This window comes from Pseudomonas vanderleydeniana (assembly GCF_014268755.2).
Classification (GTDB): Bacteria; Pseudomonadota; Gammaproteobacteria; order Pseudomonadales; family Pseudomonadaceae; genus Aquipseudomonas; species Aquipseudomonas vanderleydeniana.
The window spans coordinates 3,903,960-3,921,387 of record NZ_CP077093.1; the positions used below are offsets into that span (position 1 = coordinate 3,903,960).

The 17,428-nt window shown below is 62.7% G+C and carries 18 protein-coding genes; 11 read left to right on the forward strand and 7 right to left on the reverse strand.

Annotation, left to right across the window (positions count from 1 at the left end; genetic code table 11):
• Window positions 1–10: 10 nt before the first annotated feature.
• A complete protein-coding gene (locus HU752_RS17555; RefSeq protein ID WP_186686114.1) occupies window positions 11–361 on the reverse strand; it encodes a hypothetical protein in 351 nt (116 codons plus the stop codon).
• A 315-nt stretch (window positions 362–676) separates the two neighbouring features.
• On the opposite strand from HU752_RS17555, the gene HU752_RS17560 reads away from it, so the two are divergent.
• A complete protein-coding gene (locus HU752_RS17560; RefSeq protein WP_186686112.1) occupies window positions 677–3,064 on the forward strand; it encodes an autotransporter family protein in 2,388 nt (795 codons plus the stop codon).
• Between the two features lie 58 nt (window positions 3,065–3,122).
• On the opposite strand, the gene HU752_RS17565 is transcribed toward HU752_RS17560, so the two are convergent.
• Entirely contained in the window at window positions 3,123–3,305 is a 183-nt protein-coding gene (locus HU752_RS17565) for a DUF2188 domain-containing protein (protein ID WP_186686099.1), read from the reverse strand.
• A 129-nt stretch (window positions 3,306–3,434) separates the two neighbouring features.
• Window positions 3,435–3,872: a GNAT family N-acetyltransferase gene (locus HU752_RS17570; RefSeq protein ID WP_186686096.1), complete on the reverse strand. Its 438-nt coding sequence runs from the start codon at window positions 3,870–3,872 to the stop codon at window positions 3,435–3,437.
• A gap of 323 nt (window positions 3,873–4,195) precedes the next feature.
• Between HU752_RS17570 and HU752_RS17575 the strand changes: the two genes are divergently transcribed.
• Window positions 4,196–5,782 (forward strand): ABC-F family ATPase, encoded by a 1,587-nt coding sequence (locus HU752_RS17575; protein WP_186686094.1) that lies wholly within the window; start codon window positions 4,196–4,198, stop codon window positions 5,780–5,782.
• A gap of 326 nt (window positions 5,783–6,108) precedes the next feature.
• Window positions 6,109–7,302, forward strand: a complete 1,194-nt coding sequence (locus HU752_RS17580) for an MFS transporter (RefSeq protein WP_186686092.1) — start codon at window positions 6,109–6,111, stop codon at window positions 7,300–7,302.
• 1 nt (window position 7,303) lies between these two features.
• Here HU752_RS17580 and HU752_RS17585 read toward each other — a convergent pair whose 3' ends face one another.
• Window positions 7,304–8,341, reverse strand: coding sequence for an alpha/beta hydrolase family protein (locus tag HU752_RS17585; protein WP_186686090.1), 1,038 nt, complete (start codon window positions 8,339–8,341; stop codon window positions 7,304–7,306).
• 247 nt (window positions 8,342–8,588) lie between these two features.
• Window positions 8,589–9,200 carry an FMN-dependent NADH-azoreductase gene (locus HU752_RS17590; protein WP_186686088.1) on the reverse strand — a complete coding sequence of 204 codons (612 nt, stop codon included), beginning with the start codon at window positions 9,198–9,200 and terminating at the stop codon, window positions 8,589–8,591.
• A 132-nt stretch (window positions 9,201–9,332) separates the two neighbouring features.
• On the opposite strand from HU752_RS17590, the gene HU752_RS17595 reads away from it, so the two are divergent.
• Both HU752_RS17595 and HU752_RS17600 read left to right on the forward strand, forming a co-directional pair.
• Entirely contained in the window at window positions 9,333–10,241 is a 909-nt protein-coding gene (locus tag HU752_RS17595; RefSeq protein ID WP_186686086.1) for a LysR substrate-binding domain-containing protein, read from the forward strand.
• An 11-nt stretch (window positions 10,242–10,252) separates the two neighbouring features.
• Entirely contained in the window at window positions 10,253–10,597 is a 345-nt protein-coding gene (locus HU752_RS17600; RefSeq protein WP_186686084.1) for an MmcQ/YjbR family DNA-binding protein, read from the forward strand.
• Window positions 10,598–10,604: 7 nt separating this feature from the next.
• Here the strand turns inward: HU752_RS17600 and HU752_RS17605 are convergent, their stop codons facing one another.
• Both HU752_RS17605 and HU752_RS17610 read right to left on the reverse strand, forming a co-directional pair.
• The gene (locus HU752_RS17605) at window positions 10,605–11,039 is read right to left on the reverse strand and encodes a DUF1294 domain-containing protein (RefSeq protein WP_186686082.1); all 435 of its coding nucleotides are present in this window, start codon (window positions 11,037–11,039) and stop codon (window positions 10,605–10,607) included.
• On the reverse strand, window positions 11,036–11,863 hold the full coding sequence (locus tag HU752_RS17610) for an undecaprenyl-diphosphate phosphatase (protein ID WP_186686158.1): 828 nt from the start codon (window positions 11,861–11,863) through the stop codon (window positions 11,036–11,038). Before HU752_RS17610 ends, HU752_RS17605 begins: the two co-directional genes overlap by 4 nt.
• Window positions 11,864–12,152: 289 nt before the next feature.
• Here HU752_RS17610 and HU752_RS17615 point away from each other — a divergent pair, with 289 nt between their 5' ends.
• From HU752_RS17615 to fapC, 6 genes are all read left to right on the forward strand, one after another.
• A complete protein-coding gene (locus HU752_RS17615) occupies window positions 12,153–13,787 on the forward strand; it encodes a methyl-accepting chemotaxis protein (RefSeq protein ID WP_186686079.1) in 1,635 nt (544 codons plus the stop codon).
• Window positions 13,788–13,905: 118 nt separating this feature from the next.
• The gene (gene pnuC, locus HU752_RS17620; RefSeq protein ID WP_186686076.1) at window positions 13,906–14,469 is read left to right on the forward strand and encodes a nicotinamide riboside transporter PnuC; all 564 of its coding nucleotides are present in this window, start codon (window positions 13,906–13,908) and stop codon (window positions 14,467–14,469) included.
• Window positions 14,466–14,990: an AAA family ATPase gene (locus HU752_RS17625; protein ID WP_186686073.1), complete on the forward strand. Its 525-nt coding sequence runs from the start codon at window positions 14,466–14,468 to the stop codon at window positions 14,988–14,990. The genes pnuC and HU752_RS17625 overlap by 4 nt, the downstream gene beginning before the upstream one ends.
• A gap of 342 nt (window positions 14,991–15,332) precedes the next feature.
• Window positions 15,333–15,779 carry a functional amyloid chaperone FapA gene (fapA, locus tag HU752_RS17630; protein ID WP_186686071.1) on the forward strand — a complete coding sequence of 149 codons (447 nt, stop codon included), beginning with the start codon at window positions 15,333–15,335 and terminating at the stop codon, window positions 15,777–15,779.
• A gap of 1 nt (window position 15,780) precedes the next feature.
• Window positions 15,781–16,356 carry a fibril amyloid subunit FapB gene (gene fapB, locus HU752_RS17635; protein WP_186686069.1) on the forward strand — a complete coding sequence of 192 codons (576 nt, stop codon included), beginning with the start codon at window positions 15,781–15,783 and terminating at the stop codon, window positions 16,354–16,356.
• Between the two features lie 61 nt (window positions 16,357–16,417).
• A complete protein-coding gene (fapC, locus tag HU752_RS17640; RefSeq protein WP_186686067.1) occupies window positions 16,418–17,389 on the forward strand; it encodes an amyloid-like fimbrin subunit FapC in 972 nt (323 codons plus the stop codon).
• Window positions 17,390–17,428: the final 39 nt, after the last annotated feature.

A 17,428-nucleotide genomic window follows, 5' to 3' on the forward strand; every position in this document is an offset into this window, starting at 1 on the left:
ACGGCAACGATCAACGTTGCGTATTCGGGCTGCGGGTGCCCGGCTGGATCGGTACCGGTGCCGGTACCGGCTGATCACGTGGGTAGCCGTTGCCGATCGCACCGTTTTCGATGGTCGAGGGACGCGGTGTCGGCACGGTGTTGGGCCCACGCACGGGCGGCGTGCTGGGCTCGGAGCCCTGGCGGCTGTTCGGGTTGGCCCGGCGAATCGGGCTGTTGTAGGGGTTGTCGCTGTTGGGCAGCGCCTGCGCCAGCAGCACGGCGGGCTGCATTACCTCAACGGGCGCCGCGGCGGCGCTCGTCGCGGCGGCCAGCAGGGCGGCAGTCAACAAGGCGCTCAGGCCGAGTACGGGTCGGTTCATGGCGTCTCTCCCATGCCAATGGATGACAGCTATCCACTGCGTTGGATAACACCCTGGACCGCGGGTTCGAATCTAAGAGAAATTTCATATGACAGAATGCTTCAGCGCATCGCCCGACCGCTCTTCAGCGAAAACCAGGCCATAACCTTCAAGCGTACGCCGGTTTTGCGCTGCGCATAACCTGTCATTCTTGACAGTTATCCTCCGCTTTTTTTTCCGCTATAACGCCAGCTACAACACCCATCCCGAGTGCATGGGGCCCTCCGGATGCGTCGTGGTGACTTTGCCCTGTCCTTTGCCCAAAGGATGAACGCAATGATCCGACACCACCTCGCCCGGACCTGCGCCCTGCCCTTGCTGGCACTGGTTCTGCAGGACGCCCGGGCCTCCTGCGACCTGACGCCGACCGCCGGCGACGACTCATTCGTCTGCGACAGCGGCACTTCCCCTGGAGTCGTCGACACCCAGGGCAACAACAGCCTGAGCATGCCCTACCCTGGAACTGGCACCATCACCGGCAACGTGGTGTTCGGTGACGGCAACGACAGCGCGACCCTCGTCAGCGGCACGATCGACGGCAACCTCGACCTGGGGGGCGGCAACAACCGCTTCACCATGAGCGGCGGTACGATTCGCGGCACGTTGACCGGCAGCGCCCAGGCCCTCATGAGCGGCGGTTCGATCGGCCGGGTCGACCTGGTCCATGACAACAACCACTTCACCCTGCAAGGCGGTGCGATCCAGGGCAACCTGGTCAGCGAAGGCGTCAATGACGTAGTCACCGTCACCGGCGGGACCATCGGCAGCTTTACCCAGTCCGCCGATATCGTCACCAGCGGCGGCAACAACCAGGTCTTGATGAGCGGCGGCACGGTCTATGGCGAAATCCACATGAGCGCCGGCGACGATTACTTCAACTGGCGTGATGCGGGCATCGTCCATGGCAAGATCCTCATGGGCGCCGGCAATGACCGTGCACTGATCCAGAACCTCGGCGAAGCGGCACTGTCCTCGACCCCATCACTGGACGGCGGTACGGGCAACGACAGCCTGGTGTTCGAGAACAGCAGCCCCGGTACCGGCGGGCGTTATGTGAACTGGGAGGCCGTGGCACTGACCCGCAGCTCGGCCATGACCCTCAATGACAGCCTGGTGCTGGGCGACAGCGGGACCGGCACTGGCAGCCTGAACATCGATGCCGGCAGCAGCCTGACCTCCAGCAGCGGCGTGATCAGGGCCTTCACGGCCGGGCAGAATGCGACCCTGGACAACAGCGGCACGATCTACCTGAGCGCCGGCGGCGCGCAGGTCTCCGACCGCCTGACCGTGATCGGCAACTACGTCGGCAACGGCGGCCACCTGAGCCTGCATAGCGTCCTGGACGGCGACGGCTCGGCTTCGGACCGCCTGGTGGTGTCCCAGGGCAGCCTGTCGGGCAACACCGTCATCAACGTCGCGAATGTCGGCGGCAGCGGTGCCGAAACCCTGCAGGACGGTATCCAGGTGGTGGAGGCCAACCAGGGCGCCACCAGCAGCAACAGCGCCTTCAGCCTGGGCGGCCCGGTCTCGGCCGGGCCCTTCGACTACTTCCTCTACAAGGGTGGCCTCACTCCCGGCACGCAGAACAACTGGTACCTGCGCTCCAGCATCACCGGTCCGGAAGTACCGCTTCCCGAGCCGGAGGGCCCGGTCACCCCGCTACCGGAACCGGGAGGCCCGCTGCTGCCCAATCCCGATCCCGGGCAAACCCTTCCCTTCTTTCGGCCCGAAGTCGCCGTCGACGCCGTGGTCGGTCCGGCTGCTGCCTTGCTGGACCAGGCCACGCTGGGCACCTTTCACCAACGCCAGGGCGAACAGGCCCTGCTCAGGGACAACGAGGCCAGTGCCGGCTGGGCCCGGACTTTCGGCAGCCATTTGCGCCAGGGCTGGTCGGGCGATGTCACCCCGAGCCTGGATGGCAACCTCTGGGGGCTTCAGGCCGGCCATGATCTCTACAGCGCGAAGGATGACGGCGGCAACCTGCACAAGGTCGGCCTGTTCGTCAGCCATGCCCGGCTCCAGGGCAGCGTGCGCGGGTTCGTCGACGGCTTCGAGGATACCCGGGCCGGTGACCTGTGGCTCGACGGCAACGGCTTTGGCGCCTACTGGACCCTGGTCGCGCCCCACGACGCCTACCTCGATGTGGTGGCCATGGGCACCCGCTACAGCGGCACCGCCCGTTCGAACCGCGACCTGAAGTTCGACATCGCCGGTCACGGACTCAGCCTTTCGCTGGAAGGCGGCTATCCCTATCCGCTGGCCAATGGCTGGGTGGCCGAACCCCAGGCGCAGCTCATCGCCCAGCGGATCAGCCTGGACAACCAGAACGATGGTGTCTCGCCGATCCGACCGGACTCGCAGGTCTATCTGAAAAGTCGGCTCGGCGTACGCCTCAAGGGCGCCCTGCAGGCGGGCGCGGTGCCGCTGGAACCCTATGTGCAGGCCAACCTCTGGCACACCTTTGGCGGCCGCGACACCATGAGTTTCGAGGGGTATCCGATCAGGACCGACCACAGCGCCAGCCAGCTGGAACTGGGCACCGGAGTACTGGCACGGCTCGGCCACGACCTGAGCGTTTACGGCGGCCTGGACTATGGCAGCCACATCGACAGCCGCCAGCAGGAAAGCATCTCTGCCACGCTGGGGATCAGGCTGAACTGGTGATGGAGTCCGGTTCATGAACTCCCGAGGGCCTGGAGGTCCCCGGGAGCTGCGCCCGTTGCTACTGATTGGCGGGTTGACGCACCTTGTGCAGTGGCAGCGATACCGCGTAGGCCATCGCTTCCTCCCGGGTCCGGAACGAACTGAGTCGATCGGTCTGGGTGCATACCTTCCAGGGGCCGCCGCCAACGCGGATCACGTCATAGCCGTTGACATGCGTCTTCAAGAGCTGTGGAACGCTCATGGTCACCTCCTTTTCACGTCTAAAGATCCGAGGCGTTGCCCTGACACCATACACCCAGCAACCTCAAACGACCCAGCCGTACGTCGCCAAGCGGGGTTCATCAGGCCACGGACTGGCGCGAAAGGGAGGCTACTGGTCGAGGAACTTCACAAAAATCAATTCGGGATCACCCGGGTCAAGATTCTCCACCGTCCCGCTGGATTGGTAGCCAAGCTGAAGCAGCAATCGCTGCATCGGCGTATTGGACAGGTTGGTCGAGGTGAAAATCTTCCCCGCACCTGAAACACGTTCCAGGTGCACCACGATCTGGCGCCCCACGCCAGAACGCTGGCAGGCGCTGGCGACCATCACCAGGGAAATGAACCATTGCCCGAAAAAGCTTCTGTCCAGGCAACCATAACCGATCGGGATGCCGGGCCTACCCGTTTCACAGGCAACCCAGCACTCGACTGACTCCACCGCCTTGCGGATCTGCGCCTGGCGGTTGGAATCCACTGTCGCGATCGGGTCAATACGAAACAAGCCCTCCAGATCATCGATAACGGCCTGCCTGATGTGCCACTCCATGGTTGCCTTTCTCCAATTGGGCCCAACGCGATTGTACTCGTGTCGAATCTGGCCGAGCCAGTTGCAACGCCCCTCTGATAGCGTTCAGGCGCAGAGCAACGTTCAACTGTCATCGCACCTATGCGACAATAGGCGCAATGTCCGGTCTCAACCCCCGCATTCATCGCCCAACCACTGGGTCACAGCCTGCAGATGCTGCTGTTGCCCCATGCCCGTTGGCCCAACTCAGGCTCCGACTGGAGCGGGCTGGAAACACTCAGGATTGGTATCAAATCGGTATCGGCTGACAATCCGGCTGCGTAAGCTATTGATAGGTAAGCACTTTGATCTCCACCGCGAATATCACCATGCAATTCGGCGCCAAGCCGCTGTTCGAGAACGTCTCGGTCAAGTTCGGCAGCGGCAACCGCTACGGCCTGATCGGCGCCAACGGTTGCGGCAAGTCGACGTTCATGAAAATCCTCGGCGGCGACCTCGAGCCGTCCGCCGGCCAGGTCATGCTGGAACCGAACGTGCGCCTGGGTAAACTGCGCCAGGACCAGTTCGCCTACGAGGAATTCACCGTGATCGACACGGTGATCATGGGCCACGAGGAGCTGTGGAAGGTCAAGGCCGAGCGTGATCGCATCTACTCGCTGCCAGAGATGACCGAGGAAGACGGCATGGCCGTCGCCGAGCTGGAAACCGAGTTCGCCGAAATGGACGGCTACACTGCCGAATCCCGTGCCGGCGAACTGCTGATGGGCCTGGGCATTCCGCTGGAACAGCACTTCGGCCCGATGAGCGAAGTCGCACCCGGCTGGAAGCTGCGGGTACTGCTGGCCCAGGCGCTGTTCTCCGATCCGGAAGTGCTGTTGCTCGACGAACCGACCAACCACCTGGACATCAACACCATCCGCTGGCTGGAAAACGTCCTGACCCAGCGTAACAGCCTGATGATCATCATCTCCCACGACCGGCACTTCCTGAACAGCGTCTGCACGCACATGGCCGACCTGGACTACGGTGAGCTGCGCCTGTTCCCAGGCAACTACGACGAGTACATGACCGCTGCGACCCAGTCGCGCGAACAACTGCTGTCGGACAACGCCAAGAAGAAAGCCCAGATCGCCGAGCTGCAGACCTTCGTCAGCCGCTTCTCGGCCAACGCCTCGAAGGCCAAGCAGGCCACCTCCCGCGCCAAGCAGATCGACAAGATCCAGCTGGCCGAGGTCAAGCCTTCGAGCCGTGTCAGCCCGTTCATCCGCTTCGAACAAACCAAGAAGCTGCACCGCCAGGCCGTCACCCTGGAGAACATGTCCAAGGGCTTCGACGGCAAGACCCTGTTCAAGAACTTCAGCTTCACCGTCGAAGCCGGCGAGCGCGTGGCGATCATCGGCCCGAACGGTATCGGCAAGACCACCCTGCTGCGCACCCTGGTGGGCGAGCTGGCGCCGGATGCCGGTAGCGTGAAATGGACCGAAAGCGCGGAGCTGGGCTACTACGCCCAGGACCACGCCCACGATTTCGAGGAAGATGTCAGCCTGTTCGACTGGATGGGCCAATGGACCCAGGGCGAGCAGGTCATACGCGGTACCCTGGGCCGCATGCTGTTCTCCAACGACGAGATCCTCAAGTCGGTCAAGGTGATTTCCGGTGGTGAACAGGGCCGCATGCTGTTCGGCAAGCTGATCCTGCAAAAGCCCAACGTACTGGTAATGGACGAGCCGACCAACCACCTGGACATGGAATCCATCGAAGCGCTCAACCTGGCCCTGGAAAACTACCCGGGCACGCTGATTTTCGTCAGCCACGACCGTGAGTTCGTTTCGTCCCTGGCGACCCGCATCATCGAACTGAGCCCAACCGGCGTGGTCGACTTCAGCGGCACCTATGACGACTACCTGCGCAGCCAGGGCGTGGTTTTCTGATTTCAGTGGTGTTCTGACCTCCTAGGCCGGGTCTGTGGCGAGCGGGCTTGTCGGGACGCCGCACCGCCGCTCTGGGCTGCAAGGCAGCCCCAAACCCGGTCACCCGGTTCTCCTGAAAGAACAAGGTCGCAGTTTCAAAGGGGGCCTTGCCCCCAACGCGGGCAAGCCCGCTCGCCACAAACGACCTATATCCATCAGGTCCAGTTCCTCGCCCATCAGGCCCTCGTCTCCCCTATTGCAGGAGAAAACTAGTTAGCCTGCTTTCTTTTATCCTGCCATCCCGCCATGATGGAGTTCTCCAACCGCCCGCCCGCGAACGAGCCTCCATGTCTGCCCAGCAACCGCCCCGCCAGCCCGGCAACCTGACCGTCACCCTGCAAATCGTCTCCATCGTCTTCTATACCTTTATCGCCTTCCTCTGCATCGGCCTGCCGATAGCGGTGCTGCCCGGCTATGTGCACGAACAACTGGGCTTCAGTGCGGTCATCGCCGGGTTGACCATCGGTTCGCAGTACCTGGCGACCCTGCTCAGTCGGCCCATGGCCGGTCGCATGGCCGACAACGTCGGCACCAAGCGCGCGATCATCTACGGCCTGGTGGGCATCTGCCTGAGCGGCGCACTGACCCTGCTGTCGACCCTGCTCCAGCAACTGCCCCTGCTGAGCCTGATCATCCTGATCATCGGGCGCCTGCTGCTCGGCACTGCCCAGGGCCTGATCGGTGTCGGCACCATCAGCTGGGGGATCGGCCAGGTCGGTGCCGACCAGACCGCGCGAGTGATTTCCTGGAACGGTATTGCCTCCTACGGCGCCATCGCCATCGGTGCACCGCTGGGCGTACTGATGGTCGCCGACTACGGTTTCGCCAGTCTCGGGATCGCCTTGTCGGCCCTGGCTGCCGGCGCCCTGCTGCTGATTCGCAACAAACCCTCGGTGCCGGTGATCCGGGGTGAGCGCCTGCCCTTCTGGGCGGTATTCGGTCGCATTGCGCCCTACGGCACGAGCCTGACCCTGGCCTCCATCGGCTATGGCACGCTGACCACCTTCATCACCCTCTTCTACCTCAGCCGGGGCTGGACCGGCGCCGCCTACTGCCTGACCGTATTTGGCAGCTGTTTCATCCTGGCGCGACTGTTCTTCATCGGCACCATCAACCGTTTTGGTGGCTTCAAGGTGGCCATGGCCTGCATGAGCATCGAAACCCTCGGCCTGACCCTGCTCTGGCTCTCGCCCTCCACCGGCGTCGCCCTGGCCGGCGCGGGCCTCGCGGGTTTTGGCTTGTCGCTGGTGTATCCGGCCATCGGCGTGGAAGCCATCCGGCAGGTGCCAACCAGCAGTCGCGGGGCGGGGCTGAGCGCCTATGCGGTGTTTTTCGATCTGGCACTGGCGATTGCCGGCCCACTCATGGGCGCGGTCGCGCTGAACCTGGGATATGCGTGGATTTTCTGCTGCGCGGCCGTGCTGTCGATCATCGGCCTGTCGGTCACCGTGTTGCTGGCACGGCGCCCGACAGCCCAGTGAATCACTGATCGGCGGTTTGCAGGCCGCCGCGATTCGGCACGTTCAGGGTCTTGCTGAAGAAGCGCCCGGCCTCGGAGATCAGGTCGCGATGAATATCCGCCCGATTGACACCTTCCGGGTCGGTGCATAGCCCCGGCGTGGCATGCAATTGTTCTTCGCTGCAGGGCGCCATGAACACGAAGTGCCCGGCGCCGGCAATCAGCTTGAACTGCGGTGCCACCGGCAGCTTGCGGGCCAGGGCGGCGGCATTCTTGTCGGGGAACACCAGCTTGTCGCCGTCCCCACTGTACATCAGCACCGGCACGTGCACGTCGGCCAGCGTATGGCGACCGAACATCAGGCCCAGCGGTGCCATCAGCATCAATGCGTGTACCCGTGGATCGGAAACCGGCTGCAGGTCGTCGCGGTCGACGATCAACTCACCCTTGGTGGTGCAGGCATCCTTGTCGTCCGGGCGTTCCTGGCAGTAACGCCGCAGGCGATCGAGGTTCGGTTGTGCACCAGAAAGTATCAGCGCAGTCTCGCCCCCGGCGGAGTAGCCAATCACCCCGACCTGCTCGGCTTCCACGAATGGCGAGAGCATCGGATCGCCCAGGGTCGCGGTGATCGCTTCGGAGATCTGCATGGGGCGGCCATAGAGGTTGCTCAAGGTGCCCAGGCGGCTGTGATCCTTGTAGTTGTCGCCAGGATGCAGCACCGCCACCACGACGAAACCCTTGCGTGCCAGCGAGGTTGCCAGGTCGTGCAGGGCCAGCGGCGTGCCGGTGTTGCCGTGGGACAGCATCAGCAGCGGATAACGACCGATGGCAATCCGCGCATCCTCGCTGGCCTGGATGGTGTAGCCACCGATCTTGCTCCACTGCTCGCGACCGGTGGAAGGATAGAAGGCAATCGCCTTCATCGGCTGCAAGTCCAGGGGATCGAGAAACGTCAGGCGATGAAAGCCCACGCTCCAGTGAGCCGCAGGGGCTGGAGCCGCCTGCACCGTCGTGAAGCCCGTTGCCAGGCAGATCAGTAATACTGCACAAAGACGCATCATGGGGATGCCCACCTTTGCTGAGTAATTAGCACACCAAAATCTCTGTCATTCCTTGAAACTGAAGCACAACATCGGGCTTCGACTGGCTTTCGCAGTTTTCCAGAGCGCCTATGCCCTGGCGTATTGCATAAGGCGCGCCAAATTGCGCCCAACCCATGCAAAAAACTCCGTACCCGATCATTCATCATGATCAGAGTACAGAGTTTAGTGTTTGTTACCGCAAGTTTCTTGCGCGTTTACAAAAGCTTTACGCGGCAGCGAACAAGGTGTCGCTGATCAGTGCCTGAGCGTCGCTCATGGACTTGGCACGAACCTCTTCACCGTAGCCCAGGCCGTGGGCACGGACGAACTCGATGTCGGTGATGCCGAGGAAACCGAACAGTACTTTCAGGTAGTCTTCATGGCCGACACCGGTCGGCAGGCCCACATGCAGGCCACCGGAAGTCGAAACGATCACGACCTTCTTGCCACCGGCCAGGCCTTCAGGGCCATTCTCGGTGTAGCGGAAAGTCTTGCCGGCCACGGCGATGCGGTCGATCCAGGCCTTCAGTTGGCTAGGCACGCTGAAGTTGTACATCGGCGCGGCGATGACGATGGCATCGGCGGCCAGGAACTCTTCCAGGGTCGCGGCGCTGAGCTCGGCTTCGTGACGCTGGGCGGCATCACGCAGTTCGGCAGCGGTACCACCGGCAGCCAGGGTCAGGCTGGAGAAGTGGCTGATGGCATCATTGGCCAGGTCACGGTAGGTCACCACGCTCGAAGGTTCGGCGGCCTGCCAGGCCTTGACCACGCTTTGGCTCAGTTGGCGCGAAGCCGAGTGGTCACCCAGGATGCTGGAATCGATGTGCAAGAGTTTCATGTCGGTTCTCCAAGTGAGGATCGCCACTTGGCGATCAAGATGGGATAATCCTACTTGCGAACTCAATAAATGATTAGCCGCTCTAAATGCGATAGATTGTCCCATTAATAGAACGACCGGAATGTTCACACCATGCAGGATCTCAACGATCTCTATTACTTCGCCAAGGTCGTGGAAGCCGGTGGTTTCGCGGCGGCCGGCCGTCTGCTGGGGATTCCCAAGTCGCGCCTGTCGCGACGGATTGCCGAGCTGGAAGAACGCCTCGGCGCCCGCCTGCTGCAACGTACCACGCGACAACTGAAACTGACCGCCGTCGGCGAACGCTACCTGCGCCATTGCCAGGCCATGCTGCTGGAGGCGGAAATGGCCGATGAGGCCGTCGCCAGCATGTCCAGCGAGCCCCGCGGGCGGTTGCGGGTATCCTGCCCGATCGGACTCGCCCAGGAATTCATGCCGCGGGTGATTGCCAGCTTCCTCGCGGCCCACCCGCTGGTGCAACTGGAAGTGGTGATGGTCAACCGCCGGGTCGACCTGGTCACGGAAGGCATCGACGTCGCCCTGCGCGTACGTGAACATGGCGACGAAGACCCGTCGCTGGTCACCCGTCGACTGCGTCAGGCGCAGACTTTCATGCTCGCCACCCCGGCCTTCCTGCAACAGCACCCGATCGACAGCCTCGAGGACCTGATGAAGGCCCCTGCCCTCGGCGCCCTGGAAGCCGATCGCCAGGTCCACCTCAGCCTGCTGGACGAACGCGGACAGAAGCGCGATCTGGCGCTCGAGGCCCGGCTGGGCGTGGATGATTTCATCGTGCGCAAGGCCTGTGCCTCGGCCGGACTGGGCTTCACGGTACTGCCCATGCTCTACTGCGAGGAAGAACTGGCCAATGGCACCTTCGTGCGCATCCTGCCCGAGTGGTCGCTACCGGGGGGCTGGTTGCAGGCCGTCTACCCGCATAGGCGTGGGTTGCTGCCAGCGGTACGGGCCTGGATCGATCACCTGGCCGAAGCCTTCAGGGAATGTGGAGACAGAGCACTATGAAAGGATCCAGCATGAACCAGGAAGCCGTCGCGCGCTTCTGCCTTGACCTGCCAGGAGCCCGGGAAGACTACAAGTGGGGTGGCGTCCGGGTGTTCTCGGTTGCCGGAAGCAAGATGTTCGCCCTGCTCAATCTCAGCGGCGACACGTTGTCGTTCAAGGTCGACAAGGAGCTGTTCCTCGGTCATGTCGATCGTCCGGGCATCCGTCCCGCGCCCTATCTGGCACGGGCTTTCTGGATCAGCATGAACGCTCCCTACCCGCTGGGCGGCGAGGAACTGCAGGACCTGCTGCGCCGCTCCCACCAATTGGTGGTCGCCAAGCTGCCCAAGCGCAGCCAGGTTGGCCTGCTGCTGTAGCGCTGTCCTATAAAAAGGACAGGTGAGCCAGGGTGGCGTCGAGAAACAGCCGGTCGATCCAGAACACCTGGTGCACCAGCACAATCAGCCAGAACACCACCTGGAACGACAGCTTGCGGGTCTTGTGCCGAAAGGCCTGCTGGGCGATCAGCGCCCCGGGCCAGCCGCCCAGCAGTTCGACGCCATGCAGCACCTTTTCCGGGATGCGCCAGGCGTCATTGCGCGCCTTGCGCTTGTCGTCCCAATACAGAACGAACGCCAGCAGGCTGGCGATCCCATAGGCCCACAGTGGCCAACGGGTTCCCTCACCCAGCCACAGGCGCAACACACCGACGCCCGGCAAGACACACAGCAACAGCCCGACGACGAGCTTGAGCCGGAGCTGGCGGACCCGGCCAGTGGTGGCTGGCCGGGCGCCCTCGGCAGCGTTCGCCTTCCTCATCCCTTGGTCGACCAGTCGACCCAGCCGAATTGCCAGGTGGCGAGGATGACCAGGCCGAAGACGATCCGGTACCAGGCGAACGCCGCATAGCTGTGGCTGGCAATGAATTTCAGCAGGCCGCGCACGGCGATCATCGCGAACACGAAGGAGGTGACGAAGCCCACCGCGAACACCGGCAGGTCGGCCATCTGGAACTGGTGGCGGAAGCCGTAGGCGGAGTACACCGCGGCCGCGACCATGGTCGGCATGGCGAGGAAGAACGAGAACTCGGTGGCCGTCTTGCGCGACAGGCCGAACAGCAGGCCGCCAATGATGGTCGCGCCGGAACGGGAGGTCCCCGGGATCATCGCCAGACACTGGGCGAAACCGACCTTCAGCGCATCCTGCCAGCGAATGTCATCGACCGTTTCGGCGTGCACGGTGTGCTCGCGACGCTCGGCCCAGAGAATGATCACCCCGCCCACCACCAGTGCCGAGGCCACGGTGATCGGGTTGAACAGGTAGGTGGCGATCACCTCCTTGAACAATACGCCAAGAATCACCGCCGGCATGAAGGCCACCAGCAGGTTGAGCGTAAAGCGCTGGGCGCTGCGCTGCCGGGGCAGGTCCCGCACCACCGTGAAGATCTTCTGGCGAAACTCCCAGACCACCGCCAGGATCGCGGCGAGCTGGATGATGATGTTGAAGGCAATCGCCCGTTCACCGCCAAAACCGAGCAGATCCGCGACGATGATCTGGTGGCCGGTGCTGGAAATCGGCAGAAACTCCGTCAAGCCCTCGACAATACCCAATATCAGCGCCTGCGCGGCGGTCCAAAGATCCATCATTCCCCCTCAAGGACCGCTCCCGCGGATCCCTACAAAAATCGAAAGCGGCCGATCGCAAGATCGGCGATCCACCGGCAAGTCTGTTGCCCAGCCCGTCGGAAAACCGTGAAAAATGCCTGAAAAATCAAACATCAACTCAGGTTTGCCGAGATTGGGCCGAAATCCTATCAGACATGCCTGTTTATCGCTGCCTCGATAGTAGCCATAAGGAGGCTGTGCAACGCGGATAAAACCTGCTGCTATAAAGTCCCTGGCGACACAACAAGAAAAAAGGAACGGTGGTCTTATGAAAAGCTTGCGCAGCGTGTCGATCAGTCGACGCTTGTGGCTCATCCTGATCCTGGCGGTGGCGATGCTGCTGACCCAGGGGCTGCTGATGCTCAAGCAGACCCATGACAACCTCTACCAGGCCAAGGCGCAGAAGACCCAGCACGTGGTCCAGGCCGCCAGTGGCATCCTCGATTACTACCATGCCCAGGAAACTGCCGGTACGCTGAGCCGCGAAGCCGCGCAGAAACAGGCCATGAATGTGATACGCGGCTTGCGTTACGACCAGAACGACTATTTCTGGATCAACGACCTGCGGCCGGTCATGGTCATGCACGCGGCCAACCCCAAGCTCGAGGGGCAGGACCTGTCCGGCATCAAGGATCCCGATGGCTACGCACTGTTCAATGAAATGGTGGCCCTGGCCAAGGCCAAGGGCCGCGGCATGATCGACTATCGCTGGCCGAAGCCGGGGGCCAGCGCCCCGGTGCAGAAAACCTCCTATGTCCAGTTGTTCGAACCGTGGGGCTGGATCATCGGTTCGGGCGTCTATGTCGACGATGTGCAGGCCGAGTTCTATGGGCAGGTGCGCAATGCATCGATGATCGGCCTGGCGATTGCCGTGCTGCTCAGCGCCCTGGTCCTGCTGATCGGTCGCAGTATCCTTCATCCCTTGCAGGAGTCGGTCCACGCAATGGCCAACATCGCCAGTGGCGAAAGCGACCTGACCCGTACCCTCGATACCCACGGCCAGGACGAGGTGACCGAACTGGCCCGGCACTTCAACGCCTTCACCAGCAAGCTGCGCGGCGTGGTCAGCCAGTTGCAGGTTTCGGCCAGCGAGCTGGGGCAATCCTCCAGCGACCTGGGCAGCAGTGCCATTGAGTCGCAGTCGCGCAGCCAGCAGCAATCGCAGCAGATGGAGCTGGTGGCCACGGCGATCAACCAGGTCACCTACGGTGTACAGGATGTCGCCAAGAACGCCGAACAGGCCGCCAGTGAAGTACGTGATGCCGAAGGCCAGGCGCGCCAGGGCCAGTTGAACATCGACAATAGCCTGCAGCAGATCGACCAGTTGTCCGGCACCATCGCCCAGGCGGTCGAGGTGATCCGTACCCTGGCGGCGGAAAGCACCCAGATCGGCAGTGTCCTGGAAGTGATCCGCTCGATCGCCGAGCAGACCAACCTGCTCGCCCTGAACGCTGCCATCGAGGCTGCACGGGCCGGGGAGCAGGGACGCGGCTTTGCGGTAGTGGCCGACGAGGTGCGCCTGCTGGCTCAGCGCACGCAGCAGTCCACGGCCGAGATCCAGGCGATGATCGAACGCCTGCAGAACCACTCCGAGGCTGCGGTGAAAGTCATCGGCGACAGCAGCCGCGTCTCGCAACAGACCATCGAGCTGGCCGGGCTGGCTGGCGAAAGCCTGAATGCCATCAGCCAGGCACTGCGCAACCTCAACGGCCTCAACGCCTCGATTGCCAGCGCGACCCTGCAACAGGCTCACGTGGTCGAGGAAATCAACCAGAACGTCACCGAAGCGGCAGGACTGTCCCACAACACCGCCCTGGCAGCCGAACAGTCGAGCGCCGACAGTGACCGGCTCAAGGTCCTGAGCGAACAACTCAACGGATTGTTGCGCCAGTTCCGCATCTGAGGTGGGCATGGAGGGCCCTGTTCGAGATGAACCGGGCCCTAAAACCCGGCACCGCCCCTCCCTTCCCCTCCCCACTCTGGGTACAATCCGCCCTTTTCCTTGCGACCCAGAGGTTCCCATGTCCGGGCTTGAACTGTTTGCCGCTGCGCTCGGCGCGATTTCCGTCTGGCTGACGGTCCGGCAGAACCCCTGGTGCTGGCCCATTGGCCTGGTCATGGTGCTGCTCTACACCTGGATCTTCTTCGACGTGAAGCTCTACTCGGACATGCTGCTGCAAGTGGTCTACGCCGTGCTGCAACTCTATGGCTGGTGGCAATGGACCCGCGGCGGCGCCGTTCACCAGGGCCGCGAGGTCTCCAGCCTCGGTCCACAGGCCCTGCTCGCCGGGCTCGCCGTCGGTGCACTGGGTAGCCTGCTGCTCGGCGCGGCCATGGCCACCTGGACCGACGCTGCGCAGCCCTGGCTCGATGCCGCACTGACCGCCTTCAGCCTCGTCGCCCAGCTGTGGATGGCACAGAAGCGCCTGCAATGCTGGCCTCTGTGGATCGTAGTCGATGTGATCTTCGTCGGGCTGTTCATCTACAAGGACCTGTACCTGACCGCCGCCCTCTATGCCCTGTTCACACTGCTCGCGGTGCAAGGCTGGCGCCAGTGGCGTACCGACCCGGCGCTGCAGGCGTGAAGGTCGTAGTCCTCGCCGGCCCCGAGTCGAGTGGCAAGAGCTGGTTGTCCGAAGCCCTGCACGAACGTTTTGGCGGGCTGCTGGTGGGTGAGTACGTGCGGCACTTCATGGAGCAGGAGCAGCGTGACACCTGCCTGGCCGATATCCCGACCATCGCCCGTGGACAGCTGGAGTGGGAAGACCAGGCCCGGGCACGGCAGCCGTCGCTGCTGATCCTCGACACCCATCTGCTGAGCAACATCCTCTGGAGCCAGACGCTGTTTGGCGACTGCCCGGACTGGCTCGAACCCGCCCTGCTCGCCCGCCACTATGACCTGCACCTGCTGCTCGATCCCGATGGGGTCGGCTGGGTCGGCGACGGCCTGCGTTGCCAACCCGACCTGCAGGAGCGTCGTGCCTTCTTCGACGCCAGCCTGGCCTGGCTGACGCGCCACCGGCAGGCCGTCGAGGTGCTCGGAGGCGACTGGCAGGAGCGCCATGAGCAGGCGATGAAGGCAGTTGAACGGCTGCTGCAATCGTAACCCTCGCTGAAAGCGCCAAAACGCGGTTTTACAACCGAGGTGTCCGCTGATGAAACACCCCACCCCCACGCAGACGGGCGTACTCAGCACCTGCCGGCCAATTGCGCCGTTGTGTTAAGCCGCTGATACACCTGCCTCAGAGCCCCATTCCACGGGGCTTTCCCGACAATCGAGCGTGGTTGCCGAGCCTACCTGTTTCAAGCCTGAAACAGCAAAAAACCGTCACCGCCCATCATGGACAGCAACTCATTGTTTTAAATAAAAAAATAAAAAATGGCACAGCTTCTGCTCTTTCCTTCCCAACGCTGAACAGGGCCAGCGCACTGAAGAAGGAACACCGCCGTGGGGACTACCAGAACAGCTTTAACCCGCACCTTGCTGATCGGCTGCGCCCTCGGCTCGCTATTGAGCCTGACTGTCCAGGCCGGTGGCAGTAACGGTGTGATCGTCCTCGAACGCACCGTGCAACCCCAGGCCTATGGTCGCCCCCCCCTGCAGCCCGATCCGAATCCCACCACCGTCAATGCCAACCCGTCTGCCCGGGTCATTTCACTGACCAACAGCATGGAACTGAGCGATGGCGATATCGCCGGTATCAGCACCGGTTCAACCGTCAGCCGCGTCATCACGGTCCATACCGGCAACATGCCCGCCCTGAATAATCCCAACGGCCTCCCAGGCATGGCTGCCGGGCACGGTGGTGGCAGCGGCGCAAGCATTGCCAATACGGTCAATCGTGGCTTGTCGGCCGGCATGGGTGCTCTCAACGCCATCGGCAAGGGACAATGAGATGAATCGCACACTGCTTTTTCTCGCTCTGTTCAGCAGTTTCAATGCATTCGCCGACAGCGGCGTGGTTGCCAACGACACCGCCCTGATCGACAACTCCGGCCAGCAGTACAAGGGCAGCATCATGCTCAACCAGGCCGCCGGCGACCAGCAGCAACAGATCAACAGTCGCGCGATCGCCATTGGCACCAACGCCGGCGCATCGACCGCACTGACCCAGAAACTCAACACCCCGGCCAACACGGCAATCAACGCCAAGGCGGCCATCCAGGGCAACTCCTTCAGCAACGGCACCGGCATGGTGGGCGTCAACCAGTCCGCCGGGGCCAACAACCAGATGATCAACGCCGTGCGCATCAGCATCAGTGCTGCGCCGCAAAGCGTCGATGACAGCGCCCTGTCGCAACAGAACGTGGCGCTGGCACCCAACTCCGGTTCATCCGGCACCCCAGGCAGCCGCCAGGTCGTTACCAGCGACCAGGCCTTCACCGGCAGCCGGGGTGTGATTCAGGTGAACCAGAGCGCGGGGGTGGGGAACCGTATGGCCAACACCCTCAGTATCCGGGTCGCTGACTGACCCGAGCAGTGCAATTAGAAAGTACCAACACTTAACCAACTAATAAGCACGGAGATACACCATGAAACCTACAATGGCTCTCAAACCACTGGTATTCGCACTGGCCGCCGTCATGGCAATGGCCGCACAGGCAGGTGGCAACAACCACGGTCATGGCCACGGCAACCATGGTCCCAAAGGCCCCGACCTGGGGACCCTGCTGCAAATTACCGCCGGCGCCGGCGCTGCCGTAATCGACACCCAATACAGCCACAACAATGCCGTGATCAACCAGGGCACCAAGAACAATGCCAGCGCCAATGACTCGCTGAACGGTTCCAGCGGCAACATGGGCGCCAACGTTGCCGCCGGCGACGGCAACCAACAGGACAACGCCGCCGCTCTGGCCACCGCCGACGAAAGCTTCATTTTCGGCACCGCGGTTTCCGCCAGCAGCGCGACCCAGACCAACACCAACAACGTCGTGCTCAACCAGTCGACCCAGAACAATGCGTCGATGAACAACTCCGGCAACAATGGCTCCGGCAACATGGGGGTCAACATCACCGCCGGCAACTTCAACCAACAGAAAAACAACCTGGCCATCGCCGTCTCCGGTGGACGCGTAGCCACCGCCGCCGCCGCTGCCAACCAGACCGAAAGCGGCCTGCTGGTGACCAACAGCGGCGTGCAAGCCTATGAGAAGGAAACCCTCAAGGGCACGATCGATGTCAAGGGCAGCTACAAAGGCACTGGCTACGGCACGATCAAGGGCGACGACGACCACGGCCATGGTCATGGCAACAAGGGCGGTCATGACAACGATGACCAGAAGTTCACCTTCAAGGAACAAGGCTCTGTTGAACTGGCCGGCTACTGGACCCAGCAAGTACTCACTCCCAACGGCTGGAAAAACGTGGTCACCAACAACGCCAGCATGAACAACTCGGCCAACCACATGTCCGGCAACGCTGGCATCAACGTCTCGGCCGGGGTGGGCAACCAACAAAGCAACTCGCTGTCCATCGCCGCCGGTTGCAAAGCCTGCATGTAGTCGCGACAGCATGAGAGCCCCGGAAACGGGGCTCTTTCT

What these genes read in the sequence shown, in the direction of transcription:
- HU752_RS17605 (WP_186686082.1), bottom strand. Translation starts at nt 11,039, where the DNA reads ATGAGGAAGGCGAACGCTGCCGAGGGCGCCCGGCCAGCCACCACTGGC.
- HU752_RS17570 (WP_186686096.1), bottom strand. Translation starts at nt 3,872, where the DNA reads ATGGAGTGGCACATCAGGCAGGCCGTTATCGATGATCTGGAGGGCTTG.
- pnuC (WP_186686076.1), top strand. Translation starts at nt 13,906, where the DNA reads ATGTCCGGGCTTGAACTGTTTGCCGCTGCGCTCGGCGCGATTTCCGTC.
- fapB (WP_186686069.1), top strand. Translation starts at nt 15,781, where the DNA reads ATGAATCGCACACTGCTTTTTCTCGCTCTGTTCAGCAGTTTCAATGCA.
- HU752_RS17595 (WP_186686086.1), top strand. Translation starts at nt 9,333, where the DNA reads ATGCAGGATCTCAACGATCTCTATTACTTCGCCAAGGTCGTGGAAGCC.
- fapC (WP_186686067.1), top strand. Translation starts at nt 16,418, where the DNA reads ATGAAACCTACAATGGCTCTCAAACCACTGGTATTCGCACTGGCCGCC.
- HU752_RS17580 (WP_186686092.1), top strand. Translation starts at nt 6,109, where the DNA reads ATGTCTGCCCAGCAACCGCCCCGCCAGCCCGGCAACCTGACCGTCACC.
- HU752_RS17560 (WP_186686112.1), top strand. Translation starts at nt 677, where the DNA reads ATGATCCGACACCACCTCGCCCGGACCTGCGCCCTGCCCTTGCTGGCA.
- HU752_RS17565 (WP_186686099.1), bottom strand. Translation starts at nt 3,305, where the DNA reads ATGAGCGTTCCACAGCTCTTGAAGACGCATGTCAACGGCTATGACGTG.
- HU752_RS17615 (WP_186686079.1), top strand. Translation starts at nt 12,153, where the DNA reads ATGAAAAGCTTGCGCAGCGTGTCGATCAGTCGACGCTTGTGGCTCATC.
- HU752_RS17590 (WP_186686088.1), bottom strand. Translation starts at nt 9,200, where the DNA reads ATGAAACTCTTGCACATCGATTCCAGCATCCTGGGTGACCACTCGGCT.
- HU752_RS17585 (WP_186686090.1), bottom strand. Translation starts at nt 8,341, where the DNA reads ATGATGCGTCTTTGTGCAGTATTACTGATCTGCCTGGCAACGGGCTTC.
- HU752_RS17555 (WP_186686114.1), bottom strand. Translation starts at nt 361, where the DNA reads ATGAACCGACCCGTACTCGGCCTGAGCGCCTTGTTGACTGCCGCCCTG.
- HU752_RS17600 (WP_186686084.1), top strand. Translation starts at nt 10,253, where the DNA reads ATGAACCAGGAAGCCGTCGCGCGCTTCTGCCTTGACCTGCCAGGAGCC.
- HU752_RS17610 (WP_186686158.1), bottom strand. Translation starts at nt 11,863, where the DNA reads ATGGATCTTTGGACCGCCGCGCAGGCGCTGATATTGGGTATTGTCGAG.